Origin of the sequence: Proteus vulgaris (assembly GCF_016239305.1) — a bacterium.
Taxonomy (GTDB): domain Bacteria; phylum Pseudomonadota; class Gammaproteobacteria; order Enterobacterales; family Enterobacteriaceae; genus Proteus; species Proteus vulgaris_C.
This window is the reverse complement of the sequence record NZ_JAEHOQ010000006.1, coordinates 73,426-88,502: the sequence shown is the minus strand read 5'-3', so window position 1 is coordinate 88,502 and position 15,077 is coordinate 73,426. Positions and strand designations below refer to the sequence as shown.

At 36.5% G+C, this 15,077-nt stretch carries 12 protein-coding genes; 5 read left to right on the top strand and 7 right to left on the bottom strand.

Going from position 1 to position 15,077, the window contains the following annotated elements:
• Positions 1 to 88 precede the first annotated feature (88 nt).
• The 6 genes from hemH to JEP40_RS05975 all read right to left on the bottom strand — a co-directional run bounded on the left by hemH (position 89) and on the right by JEP40_RS05975 (position 7,835).
• The gene (gene hemH, locus JEP40_RS06000) at positions 89 to 1,069 is read right to left on the bottom strand and encodes a ferrochelatase (protein WP_198622855.1); all 981 of its coding nucleotides are present in this window, start codon (positions 1,067 to 1,069) and stop codon (positions 89 to 91) included.
• Positions 1,070 to 1,243: 174 nt separating this feature from the next.
• Entirely contained in the window at positions 1,244 to 1,888 is a 645-nt protein-coding gene (gene adk / locus JEP40_RS05995) for an adenylate kinase (RefSeq protein WP_023582632.1), read from the bottom strand.
• 181 nt (positions 1,889 to 2,069) lie between these two features.
• Entirely contained in the window at positions 2,070 to 3,947 is a 1,878-nt protein-coding gene (gene htpG / locus JEP40_RS05990; RefSeq protein ID WP_198622919.1) for a molecular chaperone HtpG, read from the bottom strand.
• Positions 3,948 to 4,434: 487 nt separating this feature from the next.
• Positions 4,435 to 5,619: a formate-dependent phosphoribosylglycinamide formyltransferase gene (gene purT, locus JEP40_RS05985; protein WP_198622854.1), complete on the bottom strand. Its 1,185-nt coding sequence runs from the start codon at positions 5,617 to 5,619 to the stop codon at positions 4,435 to 4,437.
• Between the two features lie 122 nt (positions 5,620 to 5,741).
• Positions 5,742 to 6,653, bottom strand: coding sequence for an EamA family transporter RarD (gene rarD, locus JEP40_RS05980; protein WP_198622853.1), 912 nt, complete (start codon positions 6,651 to 6,653; stop codon positions 5,742 to 5,744).
• Positions 6,654 to 6,887: 234 nt separating this feature from the next.
• On the bottom strand, positions 6,888 to 7,835 hold the full coding sequence (locus JEP40_RS05975; RefSeq protein ID WP_198622852.1) for an aminoimidazole riboside kinase: 948 nt from the start codon (positions 7,833 to 7,835) through the stop codon (positions 6,888 to 6,890).
• 273 nt (positions 7,836 to 8,108) lie between these two features.
• On the opposite strand from JEP40_RS05975, the gene JEP40_RS05970 reads away from it, so the two are divergent.
• Positions 8,109 to 9,575 carry a glycoside hydrolase family 32 protein gene (locus JEP40_RS05970; RefSeq protein ID WP_198622851.1) on the top strand — a complete coding sequence of 489 codons (1,467 nt, stop codon included), beginning with the start codon at positions 8,109 to 8,111 and terminating at the stop codon, positions 9,573 to 9,575.
• A 47-nt stretch (positions 9,576 to 9,622) separates the two neighbouring features.
• On the opposite strand, the gene JEP40_RS05965 is transcribed toward JEP40_RS05970, so the two are convergent.
• Positions 9,623 to 10,618 carry a LacI family DNA-binding transcriptional regulator gene (locus JEP40_RS05965; protein WP_198622850.1) on the bottom strand — a complete coding sequence of 332 codons (996 nt, stop codon included), beginning with the start codon at positions 10,616 to 10,618 and terminating at the stop codon, positions 9,623 to 9,625.
• 466 nt (positions 10,619 to 11,084) lie between these two features.
• On the opposite strand from JEP40_RS05965, the gene JEP40_RS05960 reads away from it, so the two are divergent.
• The 4 genes from JEP40_RS05960 (at position 11,085) to JEP40_RS05945 (ending at position 14,978) form a co-directional block, all read left to right on the top strand.
• Complete coding sequence (locus JEP40_RS05960; protein WP_198622849.1) at positions 11,085 to 11,720, top strand: response regulator transcription factor; 636 nt, start codon at positions 11,085 to 11,087, stop codon at positions 11,718 to 11,720.
• Positions 11,721 to 12,667: 947 nt separating this feature from the next.
• Positions 12,668 to 13,330 (top strand): CDP-alcohol phosphatidyltransferase family protein, encoded by a 663-nt coding sequence (locus JEP40_RS05955; protein ID WP_198622848.1) that lies wholly within the window; start codon positions 12,668 to 12,670, stop codon positions 13,328 to 13,330.
• Between the two features lie 3 nt (positions 13,331 to 13,333).
• The gene (locus tag JEP40_RS05950) at positions 13,334 to 14,056 is read left to right on the top strand and encodes a lysophospholipid acyltransferase family protein (protein ID WP_198622847.1); all 723 of its coding nucleotides are present in this window, start codon (positions 13,334 to 13,336) and stop codon (positions 14,054 to 14,056) included.
• Positions 14,043 to 14,978 carry a phosphatidate cytidylyltransferase gene (locus tag JEP40_RS05945; RefSeq protein ID WP_198622846.1) on the top strand — a complete coding sequence of 312 codons (936 nt, stop codon included), beginning with the start codon at positions 14,043 to 14,045 and terminating at the stop codon, positions 14,976 to 14,978. Before JEP40_RS05950 ends, JEP40_RS05945 begins: the two co-directional genes overlap by 14 nt.
• Positions 14,979 to 15,077 lie beyond the last annotated feature (99 nt).

Here is a 15,077-nt window from a genome sequence, read left to right as displayed (position 1 = left end):
ATGAGAAAAGATAAGTTTATATATAACTGAAATATGATCAAATTAATATATCATCAAATCCGATAATTTTATTTATAGAATTCAATAATTATTTTTTGCATATCTCACGGATAATCGCCTCTAGCAAGTCAATATGCTCAGGTTCATCATTTAATGCGGGAATATATTCATACTGTTTACCACCACCATGAATAAAGAATTCACGGTTCTGTTCGTTAATTTCTTCTAATGTTTCTAAACAATCAGATGAAAAACCTGGGCATACAACTTGGACATGTTTAATACCTTCACTTCCTAGCTTTTCCATCGTTTTGTCAGTATAAGGTGATAACCAAGGTTCACGCCCGAAACGTGATTGGAATGTCAACATAACCTGCTCTTTAGGATAGCCTAATTGCATTTCTAATTGCTCTTTAAGCTTTTCCGTTGTAAGGCAACATTCATCATAATAAATATCCCCTGTTTTGATAAAACGCTCAGGAATACCATGGAAAGAAAGAATTAAGCGATCTGGTTTTCCATATTGCTGAAAGCTCTTCTCAATAGAGGTAACAAGTGCTTTGATATAAAGCGGATGGTCAGGGTAGCTACGAATAAAATTTAAGGATGGAATAGTGCGCATACTTTTCAATATTGTGCTTACACCATCAAATACCGCAGCAGAAGTAGAACAAGAGTATTGAGGATAAAGTGGCAACAAAATAATGTTCTCAACACCTTGTTGTAACAATTTTTCAATCCCTTCATTTAGCGACGGATTGCCATAACACATCCCTAATTCCACAGGTATATTGGGTAATCGCTGAGCAAGCGCGTGTTGTTGGGCGCGACTATAAACTAATAACGGCGAACCCTCTTCCATCCATATTTGTTGATAAAGCTTGGCTACTTTAGGAGAACGAAATGGCAATATCGCACCCTGTAATATTGGTTTCCAAATTAAAGGAGAAACATCAACAACACGAGGATCGCTAAGAAATTGTGCTAAATAACGTCGGACAGCACCCGTTGTCGGCGCATCAGGTGTACCAAGATTAACGAGAAGAACACCATACTTAGCATGATTCATACCATGACTCCTTAGAGTTGTTTTTATTAGGATAACCAAAAAGTAGAAGAATAAAGGAAAATAATGAATTGTGCTTGTCAATTTATTGGATCGAATTTTTTAACTTATTTTATACAGGCTAAATAAGGTAAAAAAAATCCCGGCTCAACCGGGATTAATCATAGCGATGACAAATTAGCCAAGGATACTTTTCAGTTCAGCATTAATTTCGCTAACTTTTTGTGTACCATCAACTTTGAAGTATTTTGCATTGCTTGCTTTAGCTTCATTTTGATAATAAGAAACTAACGGTGCCGTTTGAGTATGATACTCAACTAAACGTTTACGAACAGTTTCTTCTTGGTCATCTTTACGCGTTGTTAACTCCTCACCCGTCACGTCATCACGATTTTCCACTTTAGGTGGATTAAATTTCACATGATAAACACGACCTGATGGCGCGTGAACACGACGGCCAATAATACGTTCTACAATGATGTCATCTGGTACGGCGAATTCCAGTACGAAATCCACATTGATACCTGCTTCTTTCATTGCATCAGCTTGCGGAATTGTTCTTGGGAACCCATCCAACAAGAAACCATTACGACAATCGTCTTGTTTGATACGCTCTTTAACTAACGCAATCACTAATTCATCAGTAACTAATTGACCATTGTCCATTAACGCTTTTGCTTTCAGTCCTAGTTCTGTACCCGCGCTTACCGCCGCACGTAACATATCACCAGTTGAAATCTGTGGGATACCATAGTTTTCTTTAATGAATTGAGCCTGAGTGCCTTTACCAGCGCCTGGAGCGCCTAGCAGAATGATACGCATCGCGTAAATCCCCTTGCATTTAATTTTTTATATTTAAACTCGAAAACGCATTACCATACCATTTTGTGAGGTCATCGCTCAAGAAATCACGGTAGCGATTGCATTTTATTTTTGTCGAAAAAGAAAAAACCACGCTCTCTTTTCAGAGAAACGTGGTTTAAATGTTTGAAAACGAAAACAGTTACGCTTTCTGAACTAAAAGTTGATTCACTAAGCGAATAAACTGATTCGGATCTTCCAAAGAGCCTCTTTCAGCAAATAATGCCTGATCCAGTAATAAATTTACCCAATCAGCAAATAAAGCATCATCGGTTAACTCAGCTGTTTGTTTCACTAATGGGTGATTTGGATTTAGCTCAAAGTTATATTTTACTTCTGGTACTTCTTGTCCTGCAGCTGCAAACAATTTCGCCATTTGTGTGGTCATTTCATCCGCACTGGTTGTCACAATCGCGGGGGTATCAGTTAAGCGGTGTGTTAATTTCACCTCTTTAACTTTGTCGCCCAACAACGTTTTAATGCGTTCAATAAAAGGTGCTAATTGTTTATCTGTTTCTTCTTGTTCAGCTTGTTTTTCTTCATCCGCCAATTTATCAAGAGATTCATCTGCTTTACTGACAGACTGGAATGATTTGCCATCAAACTCTGTCAGATAATTCATCATCCATTCATCAATACGATCTGATAACAGCAATACTTCGATACCTTTTTTGCGGAACAGCTCTAAATGAGGGCTGTTTTTCGCAGCAGCGTAACTATCAGCGGTGATGTAATAGATTTTTTCCTGACCATCCACCATGCGACTAACATAATCTTCCAGTGAAACAGTTTGAGCATCGCTATCGTTATGTGTTGATGCAAAACGCAGTAACTTAGCAATAGTTTCAATGTTAGATGAATCTTCTGCAGGGCCTTCTTTTAAAACTAAACCAAACTCTTTCCAGAATGCTTGATACTCTTCAGGCTTATTCTCTGCCAATTTTTGTAACATTTGTAATGCACGTTTAGTTAATGCACTACGTAGGTTACGTGTAACGGAGCTGTCTTGTAGAATTTCACGCGAAACGTTTAGTGGTAAATCATTAGAATCCACTAACCCACGAATAAAACGTAGGTAATTAGGCATAAACTGCTCAGCTTCATCCATAATAAAAACACGCTGTACATACAGTTTTAAACCATGACGCTGTTCACGATCCCATAAATTCCAAGGCGCTTTTGAAGGCACATATAACAAGCTTGTGTATTCTTGTTTACCTTCAACACGGTTGTGTACCCAGCTTAATGGATCCGCAAAGTCATGAGAGATATGTTTATAAAACTCTTTATATTCATCATCACTTACTTCAGCTTTATTACGAGTCCACAGTGCTTGCGCTTTATTAATTTTTTCCCACGTTACTGTGCCATCTTCTTCATTTTTCGTTTCAATTTCAACAGGCAGAGAAATGTGGTCAGAATATTTGCTAATAATGCTACGCAGACGCCAGTCATCTAAATACTCATCTTCGCCTTCACGCAAATGAAGCGTTATTTCAGTACCGCGATCAGCTTTTTCAATATCAGCAACGGTATAATCACCTTCACCTTCAGACTCCCAGAAAACGCCTTTATCCGCTGTTTCACCCGCAGCACGAGTGCGTACAGTGACTTTATCTGCAACGATAAAAGCTGAATAGAAGCCCACACCAAACTGACCAATTAATTGGCTATCTTTAGCTTGATCTTGTCCGATAGATTCTAAGAATGATTTGGTACCTGATTTTGCGATAGTACCTAGATTATCAATGACTTCATCACGAGTCATACCAATACCATTATCACTGATAGTCAGAGTTCGGTTCTCTTTATCCGTGGAAATGCGCACATGCAACTCACCGTTATTTTCATAAAGTGCTGCATCTGATAATGCACGAAAACGTAATTTATCAGCCGCATCTGATGCGTTAGAAATCAATTCGCGAAGGAAAATTTCTTTATTGGAGTAAAGAGAATGGATCATTAATTGAAGAAGTTGTTTAACTTCTGACTGAAATCCTCTTGTTTCCTGACCTTTCATACTCATTTTTACCTCAATTAATCCTAATTTGGCGAAAAAAATCAATATGAGTAAAAAGTGGGGATAGTTAAGCAAGTTTCAAGGGTTGAGTAAAAAATTAAGCTGATAAAATTAATTAACCACCTTATATGATTAAATTTTAAGCAAAAATAGTACTTGTTGTATATTTTGTTATGTATTGATATTAACTGAGTTTTATGGCTAGGAAAGCTTTATTATTTCAGCACCGTTTATTAAGTTGCACTTGGTATTCCTGTTGTGGCAATTTCATTACGTAAGGAAGCTAATGAAAATAAGTCAACACTCAATCCAACATTATAAAACAAAGAACCAACCTATAACGTAGGGATAAAAGAAGGCATTTTACTGATTGGGAATATCGTCAATAAACCAGAAAATGCAAAAGACTATTTTATTAAAGCTGGATTTTTACCGCTAAGTTGATGGTGTTCACTTAGCAGTAAAACGGATAACTAATGATATATAATTATTTAACATCACTCACAACAATGGCTTTAGCGCCTTCTTTGGCTTCATCGAGTGCGTGTTTTATTGTATCAGCATGGGCAAGCACAACACCAAGACGGCGAGAGCCTGCAATTTCAGGTTTCGCAAAAAGACGAATTTGACGATTCGCCTTCAACGCTTTTTCAATACCAGAATAAACGATATTTGAGCTATGTAGCTCTGGCAAAATGACAGCAGAAGCACAGTTACCTAATTGGCGAATACCACCAATGGGATAACCTAAAAAAGCACGAACATGAAGTGCAAACTCTGATAAGTCCTGTGAAATTAGTGTCACTAACCCTGTATCATGAGGACGAGGAGATACTTCATTAAAAAATACATCATCGCCTTGAACAAACAACTCTACGCCAAATAAGCCGTACCCCCCTAAATTTTCTACCACTTTGCTCGCAATATGTTCTGCTTTAGCAAGGGCTATATTACTCATTTTTTGAGGTTGCCATGACTCACGGTAATCTCCTTTTTCTTGCCGATGACCAATGGGAGCACAAAAATGGATACCATCAACAGCATGAATAGTCAGTAAAGTAATTTCAAAATCAAACGGGATCATTTTTTCAACGATAACACGCCCTTTTCCTGCTCGCCCGCCCTCTTGAGAATAGGCCCAAGCATGTGCTAAATCATTTTCACCACGGATAACACTTTGCCCTTTCCCCGACGAACTCATAACAGGTTTGACAATACAAGGAAAACCGATATCTAAAGCAGCTTTTTTAAAACTCACTTCATCATCAACAAATTGATAATTTGATGTTGGTAAAAGTAATGTTTCCGAAGCTAAACGACGGATCCCCTCTCTATCCATTGTCAGTTTTACAGCGCGAGCACAAGGAACGACTTTTTGCCCTTTTTGTTCTAATTCAACCAATAACGAGGTCGCTATCGCCTCAATTTCAGGAACAATAAAATCAGGTTGCTCTTGCTCAATAATGAGTTTTAATGCATTACTATCAAGCATATTCACCACATGATGGTGATGTGCAATATGCATCGCAGGTGCATTGGGATAGCGATCAACTGCAATCACTTCAATACCTAGGCGCTGGCATTCAATAGCCACCTCTTTACCCAGTTCACCTGCACCTAATAGCATTACCTTTGTTGCATTAGCTGTAAGAGCCGTACCCAACACAGTCATTTTTTATCCTCACTATTTATAAAAAACACAACGACGCAAACGATTGCTTTGACGTAGCATAACGGATTTTACTTGATAGAAAAATAGGCAGGCAAAAATAATCAATCGAAGAAAGAAAATAATTACAATATTTGGCTACGCTTTCCTTTTTGGATTTTCAGATAATTAAGGCGTTTTCGGATAAGTGCCAAGATACAGCATAAAAGCCCCAGCCAAATTAGAGAAAAACTGACACCTTTAACTTCATCAAAAGCTTCATGGAATAAGAAAACAGCCAGTAAAAATTGAATAGTAGGTTCTATATATTGTGCTAGTCCGATAACGGTTAACGTAGTTCGTTTCACTGCCGCAGTAAAAAACAATAATGGCAATATGGTAACTGGTGCGGTTAAAACATAATAAAAACGAGTCAGATTATCTGCAGAAGGTAACGCACTTTTATCTGTCATAAACAACCAAACGGTCGCACCTATTGCTAATGGCATTAGCCAAAGTGTTTCCATAAATAAAGAGGTTATTACATCAAAACGAATAAACTTACGAATTAATCCATATACGGCAAATGCTCCCCCCATCATGATAGCCAGTACAGGTAATTCTCCGTACATCCACAGCTGATATCCCACCCCCGCACAAATTAAGGTAACGGCCCATTTTTCTGCTGGATTAAGTTTTTCTTTCAGAAAGATCACACCTAATAAAATCGAGAAAAGTGGATTAATAAAATACCCTAAGCTCGCTTCTAATACTTGCTCATGAGTTAATGCATAGGTAAAGGTACACCAAGAAACCGCCATTGCCATTGAACTAAATAAACACATAAAAACAGAGCGTTTATCTTGAAAAACCGCGCACCATTGAGTTCTATTCTTGATAAAAAGCCGTACCAACAATAATAAAGGAATAGACCAAATTAAACGCTGAGCTAACATTTCTAACGGTTGAGCTCCTGGTAAAAGCCGATAAAAAAGAGGAGTGATCCCCCAAAGAATATAAGAAAAAATGGCTAATACTGCGCCCGATTGAGCCCACATTTAATGTTCCATCAATAAAAGTCGATACGTTTTAATATCATACGCTTAAAACAGATAGAACAATATGATCAACATCGCTGATTGATTGATAAAAAATAGAAGAGTCTAATCGAAAAGATAAAAAAATCTCCACTAATAATGGCTTCGAGAAAAACCAGTATTAATGGAGGGCAAGGAAATACCATTAAGAGAAAAATGTGGTAAAAACCACAACCAGAAAAAATCTGTGAGCTATCAGAAAATCTCCCGAACATGCAAAGGGGGCTGTTGCTGAACAAAATCATGCAATTTTTTACGACTTGGAGCTGCAGCTATCGCCCCTTTTTGAGTTGTGGCCAAAGCACCACAAGCAGCCGCTTGCGTCACTATTTTTGATAAGTATTGTTCATCTTCGGCAAAACCATATTCTGCAAGTGCGGCCAATAAACCTGACATAAAGGCGTCCCCAGCACCCGTTGTATCAATGCATTCAACTGTAAAAGCACTAAATGCAACTTGATTATTTGGTGTTAACACTAAACATCCTTTAGCGCCTTGAGTGATCACTTTTAAACGTGCGGGATAATCTTCTAATTTTTTAAGAGCATTATTCAACGTCACTTCTTGTGTCATCCACGTAAGTTCATCTTCTGATAATTTTAATATGTCGGCCTTATGCGCATAATTATCGATAACTTCGCGCATTTCTTCGTGATCACGCCACATTTGAGGACGTAAGTTAATATCAAAACTCAGCGATGAATCCGTCTCTTTAATACTCTTAATCGCTGTATCCAAGGTTGAACGACAAATGGGATTCACTAATGCTAAAGAGCAAAAATGCAAAATATCTTTTTCGAACGCAGGTAAAGATTTTTCTGTTAAAAATTGATCTGCAGATTCAGCAACTAAGAAAGTAAAATCACGCTCACCATTTTCTTGTAAAGAGACAAGAACTGTACTGGTACGGTGAAACTCATCAAATTCCATTGCTCGAGTATCAACACCCAGATCAAACAATGTTTTTTGCATAAAATGGCCGAACGCATCTTCACCTACACGCCCAATAAAACCACTTTGTTGACCAAGTTTAGCAACACCCGCAGCAACATTGACAGGCGCGCCACCAGCACATGCTTCATATTGCATGTTTTGCAATGGGATCAGGTCAACAACAGCATCACCTAAAGACCAGACTTTCATAATCTCTCCTGAAGATAAGCAATTATTTTTCTTCACTATATTCTGTTTTTATGACTATTCATAACGATTAAAGAAAGATATTGCTCGTAAATCCACTCTGATAACGTTAACATAATGAGATATTATGATAAAGTCAATCTTATAAAAAGTGTTTTTTTGCCCTTAAATGTTATCGTTAACAAAAAAGGAAAAATTATAGTTTAATCTATTTTTATTCTTTTATAACGTAAAAACGAGGGCTAACGATGCTGAAAATATAATAAGGATAATGATATGAAACACCGTTTAGAACAATCAACAAATACCTTAAGTACCTTGATTGAAAAGCGAGGCAATACTTTTTATCCCCAATTTCATTTAGCCGCACCTGCGGGTTGGTTAAATGACCCTAATGGTCTTATTTATCATGATGGCTTATATCATGCTTTTTATCAGCACCATCCTTATTCTCAAGATTGGGGTCCAATGCATTGGGGGCATGCCACCAGCACCGATATGATCCACTGGCAACATCAACCTATTGCGTTAGCCCCTGGTGATGATTACGACAAAAGTGGTTGTTTCTCAGGATCAGCTATTAGTCATGACGGTAAACTCTACCTTTTTTATACTGGCCATAATTGGTTAGGCGAAGAAGGTGATGATAGCCAAATTTATGAAGCACAATGTGTAGCGATCAGTGAAGATGGAATTCATTTTGAAAAAAAAGGGATCGTTTTACCGCCCCCCGAAGGTTATATGCATTTTCGTGATCCTAAAGTGTGGTATCAAGACGGGAAATGGTGGATGGTTGTCGGTGCTAGAGATGAAAAAGATCAAGGACAAGTTTTACTCTTTTCTAGTGAAAACTTATTTGAAGAAGGAAAACCGTGGAGCACCGATTACATTATTTTGGGAAAAACTGACGATAAAAACGTCTATATGTGGGAGTGCCCAGACTTCTTCCCGATCAGCCAAGACAATGAATTCGCAATTGTCTTTTCGCCCCAAGGAAAACGTGCAGAAGGCTATCAATACCGGAACCTTTTTCAAGCTGGCGCGTTAATTGGTCAATGGTCACCAAACCAGCCATTTAAACCACAAGGTCACTTTATTGAGCTAGATAATGGCCATGATTATTATGCGCCCCAATCATTTATGACTCCTGATGGTCGTCGTGTTTCTATGGGCTGGATGGATATGTGGAATTCACTCATGCCATCAAAAGCGGAGTTTTGGTCTGGTTGCTTCACATTACCTCGTGAAATTACCTTTGATAAGAGCAAAAACCGTTTACGTATGGTGCCAGTCAAAGAAGTTGAATCATTACGCCAAGAAAAAAATACTATTAAACCTCTCACATTAAGCCATCAATCTATAGAGTTAATTGATAACACATCAGCTATCGAACTCGATTTAACTTGGTCTTTAGACAGCCAAGCCGAAAAATTTGGCTTATGGCTAGGTGAAGGGCTAGAGCTTTTTGTAGATAATCAATCAAATCGTTTAGTGCTTAATCGTCATTACCCTCAATACAATATAAGTGGTGCTCGTAGTATTCCATTACCTGAAGGATATCAATTAAACTTACGCATATTCATTGATCGTTCATCAATTGAAGTCTTTGTTAATCAAGGTGAATATACATTAAGTAGTCGATATTATGCGTCACAAGACGCACGCTCTTTACGCCTTTTTGCAATGAGTGGTGATGCAATATTGTTATCAGGTGAATATTGGAGACTAAATCATATTGGCTAATTTTTAAAACCATTCATTCTATTTTGATGATGGTAAAACGTGAGTCCTTATAACGACTCACGTTCAACTAATTGGCAAGGCACGTGTACCGTATTTTGATGATTTCTTTCTTGAATAATATGTAATGTTGCTTCTTTACCTAATTCATAATGAGGTAGTTGAACCGTTGTTAATGGCGGATAAAATAGATCGCCTGTACCAATCATATTGTCATATCCTAAAACAGCAACCTGATCTGGAATACGCAATCCCATAGACAACAAGACTTGATAAGCTAAAAAAGCAATACGGTCATTACCACAAATCAGAATATCAAAATCTGCTTTTTGATGAGTGCAATGCTTTTTCAATATTTCAATCACATCACGGTAATGCTCATCACCAAACATCATCGTATATTGGCGTAAATGCGCTAATGGTAGCCCTGCTTCTTGCCAAGCATCTTCAACCGCTTTACGGCGAATAGGCCCCGCAACTGATTCTTCAGGTATATAGAAGCACAAAGGATGACGATATCCCTTTTCAATGACTTTCTTCATTGCATAATATTGTCCATGATAATCATCTGGAATATAAGTTGGAAAAGAGTGTGCCTTATCCAAGCAGTTCGCTAACACAAGATTCTTATCATATAATTTTTCATGCACGGAAATTTCACGTAATCCCATTGTCGTGTAGATAATACCGTCTGGACGCTGGGCTAAAAGTTGCCAAATAGCATTTTCATAACAATCTTGCGCAGTCAAATTGACCACAAATGAACTCCATCCAAATTCTCTTGCTGTTTGTTCAATAGATAAAATCATTTCAACAGAAAATGGTGTCGTTGCGGTATCAATTGCTAAAACGCCAATTGAGGAAACTTTGGTTCCTTGACCACGAATTTTCCGTGCAGAATAATCTGGAACATAGTTAAGTTGATCAATAGCACTTTGGACTTGTTTCAGTGTTTCTGGTTTTAATAACTCAGGGTTATTAATCGCTCTTGAGACTGTCATCAAAGAAACGGATGCAAGTCGAGCTACATCTTTCAGTGACGCCATAGTATTGGCTCGATTGGTTTATTAAAAGGAATAGGTATAAATAAAGTGCTATTTTACAAGAAGTAAAGTCAAAAAGCCACAAAGGGAATTTCATTGTAACTAAATACAACTATTAATTTTCTCGCTAATAGGCACCTAAATATATTATTTTTTTACTTATTGAATGCGTTTAATATAGTTAAAATCACTTAAGGTAAAAAACTTAGTTACAATTAATAATAGTTATCCGAACATCCATTATAGAAATAAATTATTCTTGTCTATAAAATACAAATATTGAAACAAAACAAAGTTCTGATATTTTATCTATAATATAATACAGAAGTATTAATCATTTTTAATTTGATATATTCTGAATATGGCTCCGTTACGTGAATGTTACCCTACATAAAAAACTTATAAATTAGTCAAATTTCGTTACTCATTCACTTTTAGTGAAAGAGCAGAGTAAAACCAGGAGCAACATATGGAATCAATAATCCACTTAATCACATTTGAAGATGACAGTACAAAAGTTCAACTTAAAGCTGTTCTTTCTTCTTTAGCCGCTAATGTGAAAACCTATTCAAATGAACAGGCTTTCTTGAAATACTATTTTTCTTCAACAAAAGGAGCGCATAAAGAGTGCATCATCATTAATACAAAAAGCAGTGCAGCACCATCAATTGTACTGATTAAAGAACTCAATAAATTGAAAAATATCATCCCGATTATTATTATTTCTGGGGATAGTTCTATTGAGAGTTGTCGTAGTGCATTTAAATCAGGCGCTTTTGAATATTTAACTCGCCCTTTAAATGTAAATGAACTTCTTAATATTGTCTCAGAATCATTCCTTCATTATGAAAGTGAAGTTGAGCAGTTCCGAACATATATATCTTTAAAAGATAAGTTTGGTAAGTTATCAAATAGAGAAAAAGAAGTTATGGAAATGATCCTTGAAGGAAATACGAGCAAAGAAGCGGCAGAAAAACTTTCGCTATCACCTCGTACAGTTGAAGTACATCGCTCAAACATGTATACAAAATTGAAAATAAGATCACTACCACAATTAGTTCAAGAGTATGATTTCTTTAAGAAATATGACTTGAGAATAAACTAAGTTCCTTATGTGATTTTTATTTATCAATAGGTTGTATTATCTAAAGATATAACGATATGACCTGTTTAATTTTCATTATCTTTTATTAATGAGAGAAAGCTATACTTCTAAAACATTCTATTTTGGATGATTTGCACCTAATATGGGAATAATTAATACGTTAGACTCCATTCTACGATAGAAGGGGCGGCAACTTATTTTGATGCCACCCTTTCATTATGGTTCGTTTAATTTCGATTTAAAGCACTCGTATATTTTATTTTCATAATCGCTATTATTAATAACTATAATGACTATTTTTTATTAACAATAGCAATATAAGAATAGATGAAGCATTTCATTTGATATAAATCATTTTTTACTTTTTATAAATATGAATATTCTCATTTAAACTTTCCATTGTTCTTTATTCTTATTTCACGATGGAAATTAATAATGATTAAAAAATAATACTAAATGGATCCTAGTCTCTTTTTTTTATGTTCATTTAGAGATTATTTATGCGATTTTATTTTCAATTTAAGCGAAATTTTCTTAATAAGAATATTCTAATTAACGTATTTAAATTGCCTTAAATTTAGTCGTAAAATAAGAAGGAATAATAAGTATTATCCTTTATACTCCCTTTTACTTAAGAAATTTATTCTCTTTATAGTTTAATTAATGTAATACATTAATTATGATTTTTACTTAATAACAGTCCAATAAAGACAATCATTAAATGATCACATTAAGTAAGTATAATTCACTATCATCAAATAGGTATTAACCCCTAGAAAAATAAATATTTATTGATAATTTATTTATAGTCTTAATTTGAGTATTAAAAGGTAGAATAAATGTGCACTTTAAAAATATAAGATAAACTTATACGTTTATTCTTATTCTCACTTTGACCAAATAGCCTTATGCTATTCCCCTCCTAACTCGCTTGTTTACAAAGAAAAATGAATAACCAAGATAAAAATCGCCGTCCTATAAAAGCAAGACAAACAAACTGGGCAACAAAATCAAGTCGCTACTTACAGCAAAAAGGAGCTACGCCCAACGGTATTTCAGTGTTTAGCATCGTATTTGCATTGCTTGCTGGCCTATCACTCTTTTTTGCCCTTTATTATTCTGATGGACTATTACGCTCGTTCTTATTGATCCTTGGTGCATTAATGATCCAAGGTCGTCTTATTTGTAACTTATTAGATGGTATGGTTGCTGTTGAAGGCGGAATGAAAAGCCCTGTTGGAGCTGTTTATAATGAATTACCAGACAGAATTGCAGATACGCTGATCATTTTAGGTGTGGGTTATGGGTTATCCTGCAACTTTTCAATGGCTATTACTTTAGGTTGGGTGGGTGCTTTTTTTGCGGTAATGACTGCTTATGTCCGTGTGTTAGGCGGGAGCTGTGGATTAGAACAACACTTTACTGGTCCTATGGCTAAACAACATAGAATGGCTTTGCTCACTTCAATTGCTGTTATTGCTGCTTTTATTCCGAACCTTTGGGGTATGTGGCTCTTTTTTATCGCATTATGGATTATTATTTTAGGTTCAACACTAACCACAATTTTCAGAACCCGTCGAATTTTACGGGATTTAGCACAAGGTGTCTGATTAATGAAAAATGGAAAACTTGCTTTAGATGCAAAAGTGGTGTCATCCGTATTAGTCTCTATCTGCCGTTTCCTAACGGGAATTCGTGCAAAACAAACGTCTCCGATAGCGAAAGATACACCTTGTATTTATTACGCTAACCACTCTAGCCATCTTGATGGTTTAGTCATTTGGTCTTGCCTTGCGCCTGATATTCGTCCTTATGTACATCCAGTTGCTGCTGAAGATTACTGGAATAAAAATCGCCTACGTCGCTATTTGTCTCGCCGTATTTTTAGGGCAATTCTTATTCCTCGCCATGCTACTAAAATGAATATTGCTGAAGAAAGTAACCAATGCGAAAAGATAACGGAACAATCAACGGACGAAACTGCATCATCAACATCGAATAAAGTGAATGCGCTGGCTATCATGCAAAATATTTTAGACCAAGGTGAATCCTTAATTATTTTCCCTGAAGGAACACGAGGCAATGGTGAATCTATTCAGGATTTTAAAGCAGGTCTTTGGCATCTTTCTCGTAAAAATCCGAATGTTCAATTAGTTCCTATTTATCTTGAAAACTTAAATCGGGTACTCCCTAAAGGCTCCCGTTTAGTTGTTCCCGTTATTTGTAGTGCAATTTTTGGTGCTCCCATAGTGCCTACGCATGATAATGAAAGTAAACAAGAATTTCTGATCAGAGCCAAAAGCGCGTTAGAGGAGTTACACAATGGAACGTATTAATAATGAAGTCCTCTGGATATTTATCGGACTCTTCTCTTTCTTAATTATTGCCAGCGTTATTGGCGCTATTCTTGCGGCAATTAAAGGCCCCACATCAACAATTACTAACCTTAACTCAAGGATCAATGCTTGGTGGGTAATGTGCATTATTGCAGGCGTTGCAATCGGTGTTGGCGCAATTGGCTCTGTCGTACTATTTACCATTATTTCATGGCTTGCTCTTCGTGAACTCATTACATTAACCCCAACACATCGAGGCGATCATGAAGCATTATTTTGGTGTTTCTTCGTGATCTTGCCTATCCAATACATTCTCGTTGGGGTGCAGTGGTATAATTTAATGGCAGTATTTATTCCTGTTTACGCCTTTTTATTAATCCCAACGCGCATGGCACTTTCAGGTGATACCCGCCATTTCTTAGAACGTATGGCAAAAGTGCAATGGAGTGTGATGATAGCCATTTATTGCCTAAGTTACGCTCCTGCACTATTAATGTTACCAATTGAAGGTTTTGAAGGTCGTAATATCAACTTACTGCTCTTTTTAATGATTGTGGTACAAGTTTCTGACGTACTCCAATATGTCTTTGGTAAATTATTTGGCAAACATCCTATCGTGCCTAAATTAAGCCCCAATAAAACAGTCGAAGGTTTTTTTGGTGGCATTATTTCCGCCAGCCTTATCGGTATGATGTTGTGGTGGGCAACACCTTTTTCATGGTGGGCAGCCTTTTTACTCTCTTTAGTCATTACATTGGCTGGTTTTGCCGGTGGTTTATGTATGTCAGCAATAAAAAGAGACAGTGGCGTAAAAGATTTTGGCACAATGATAGAAGGCCATGGTGGCATGATGGATAGAATGGACTCACTCTGTTTTGCTGCCCCTATTTTCTTTCATGTTATTCGCTATTTTTATGTTTAGTTTTTACGCTATTTAGAAAAATAAGCGAACTCAAGACAACAAACATGCCGATATCCCATATTATCGGCATGTTTATATATTCGCTTTTATCTTATTATT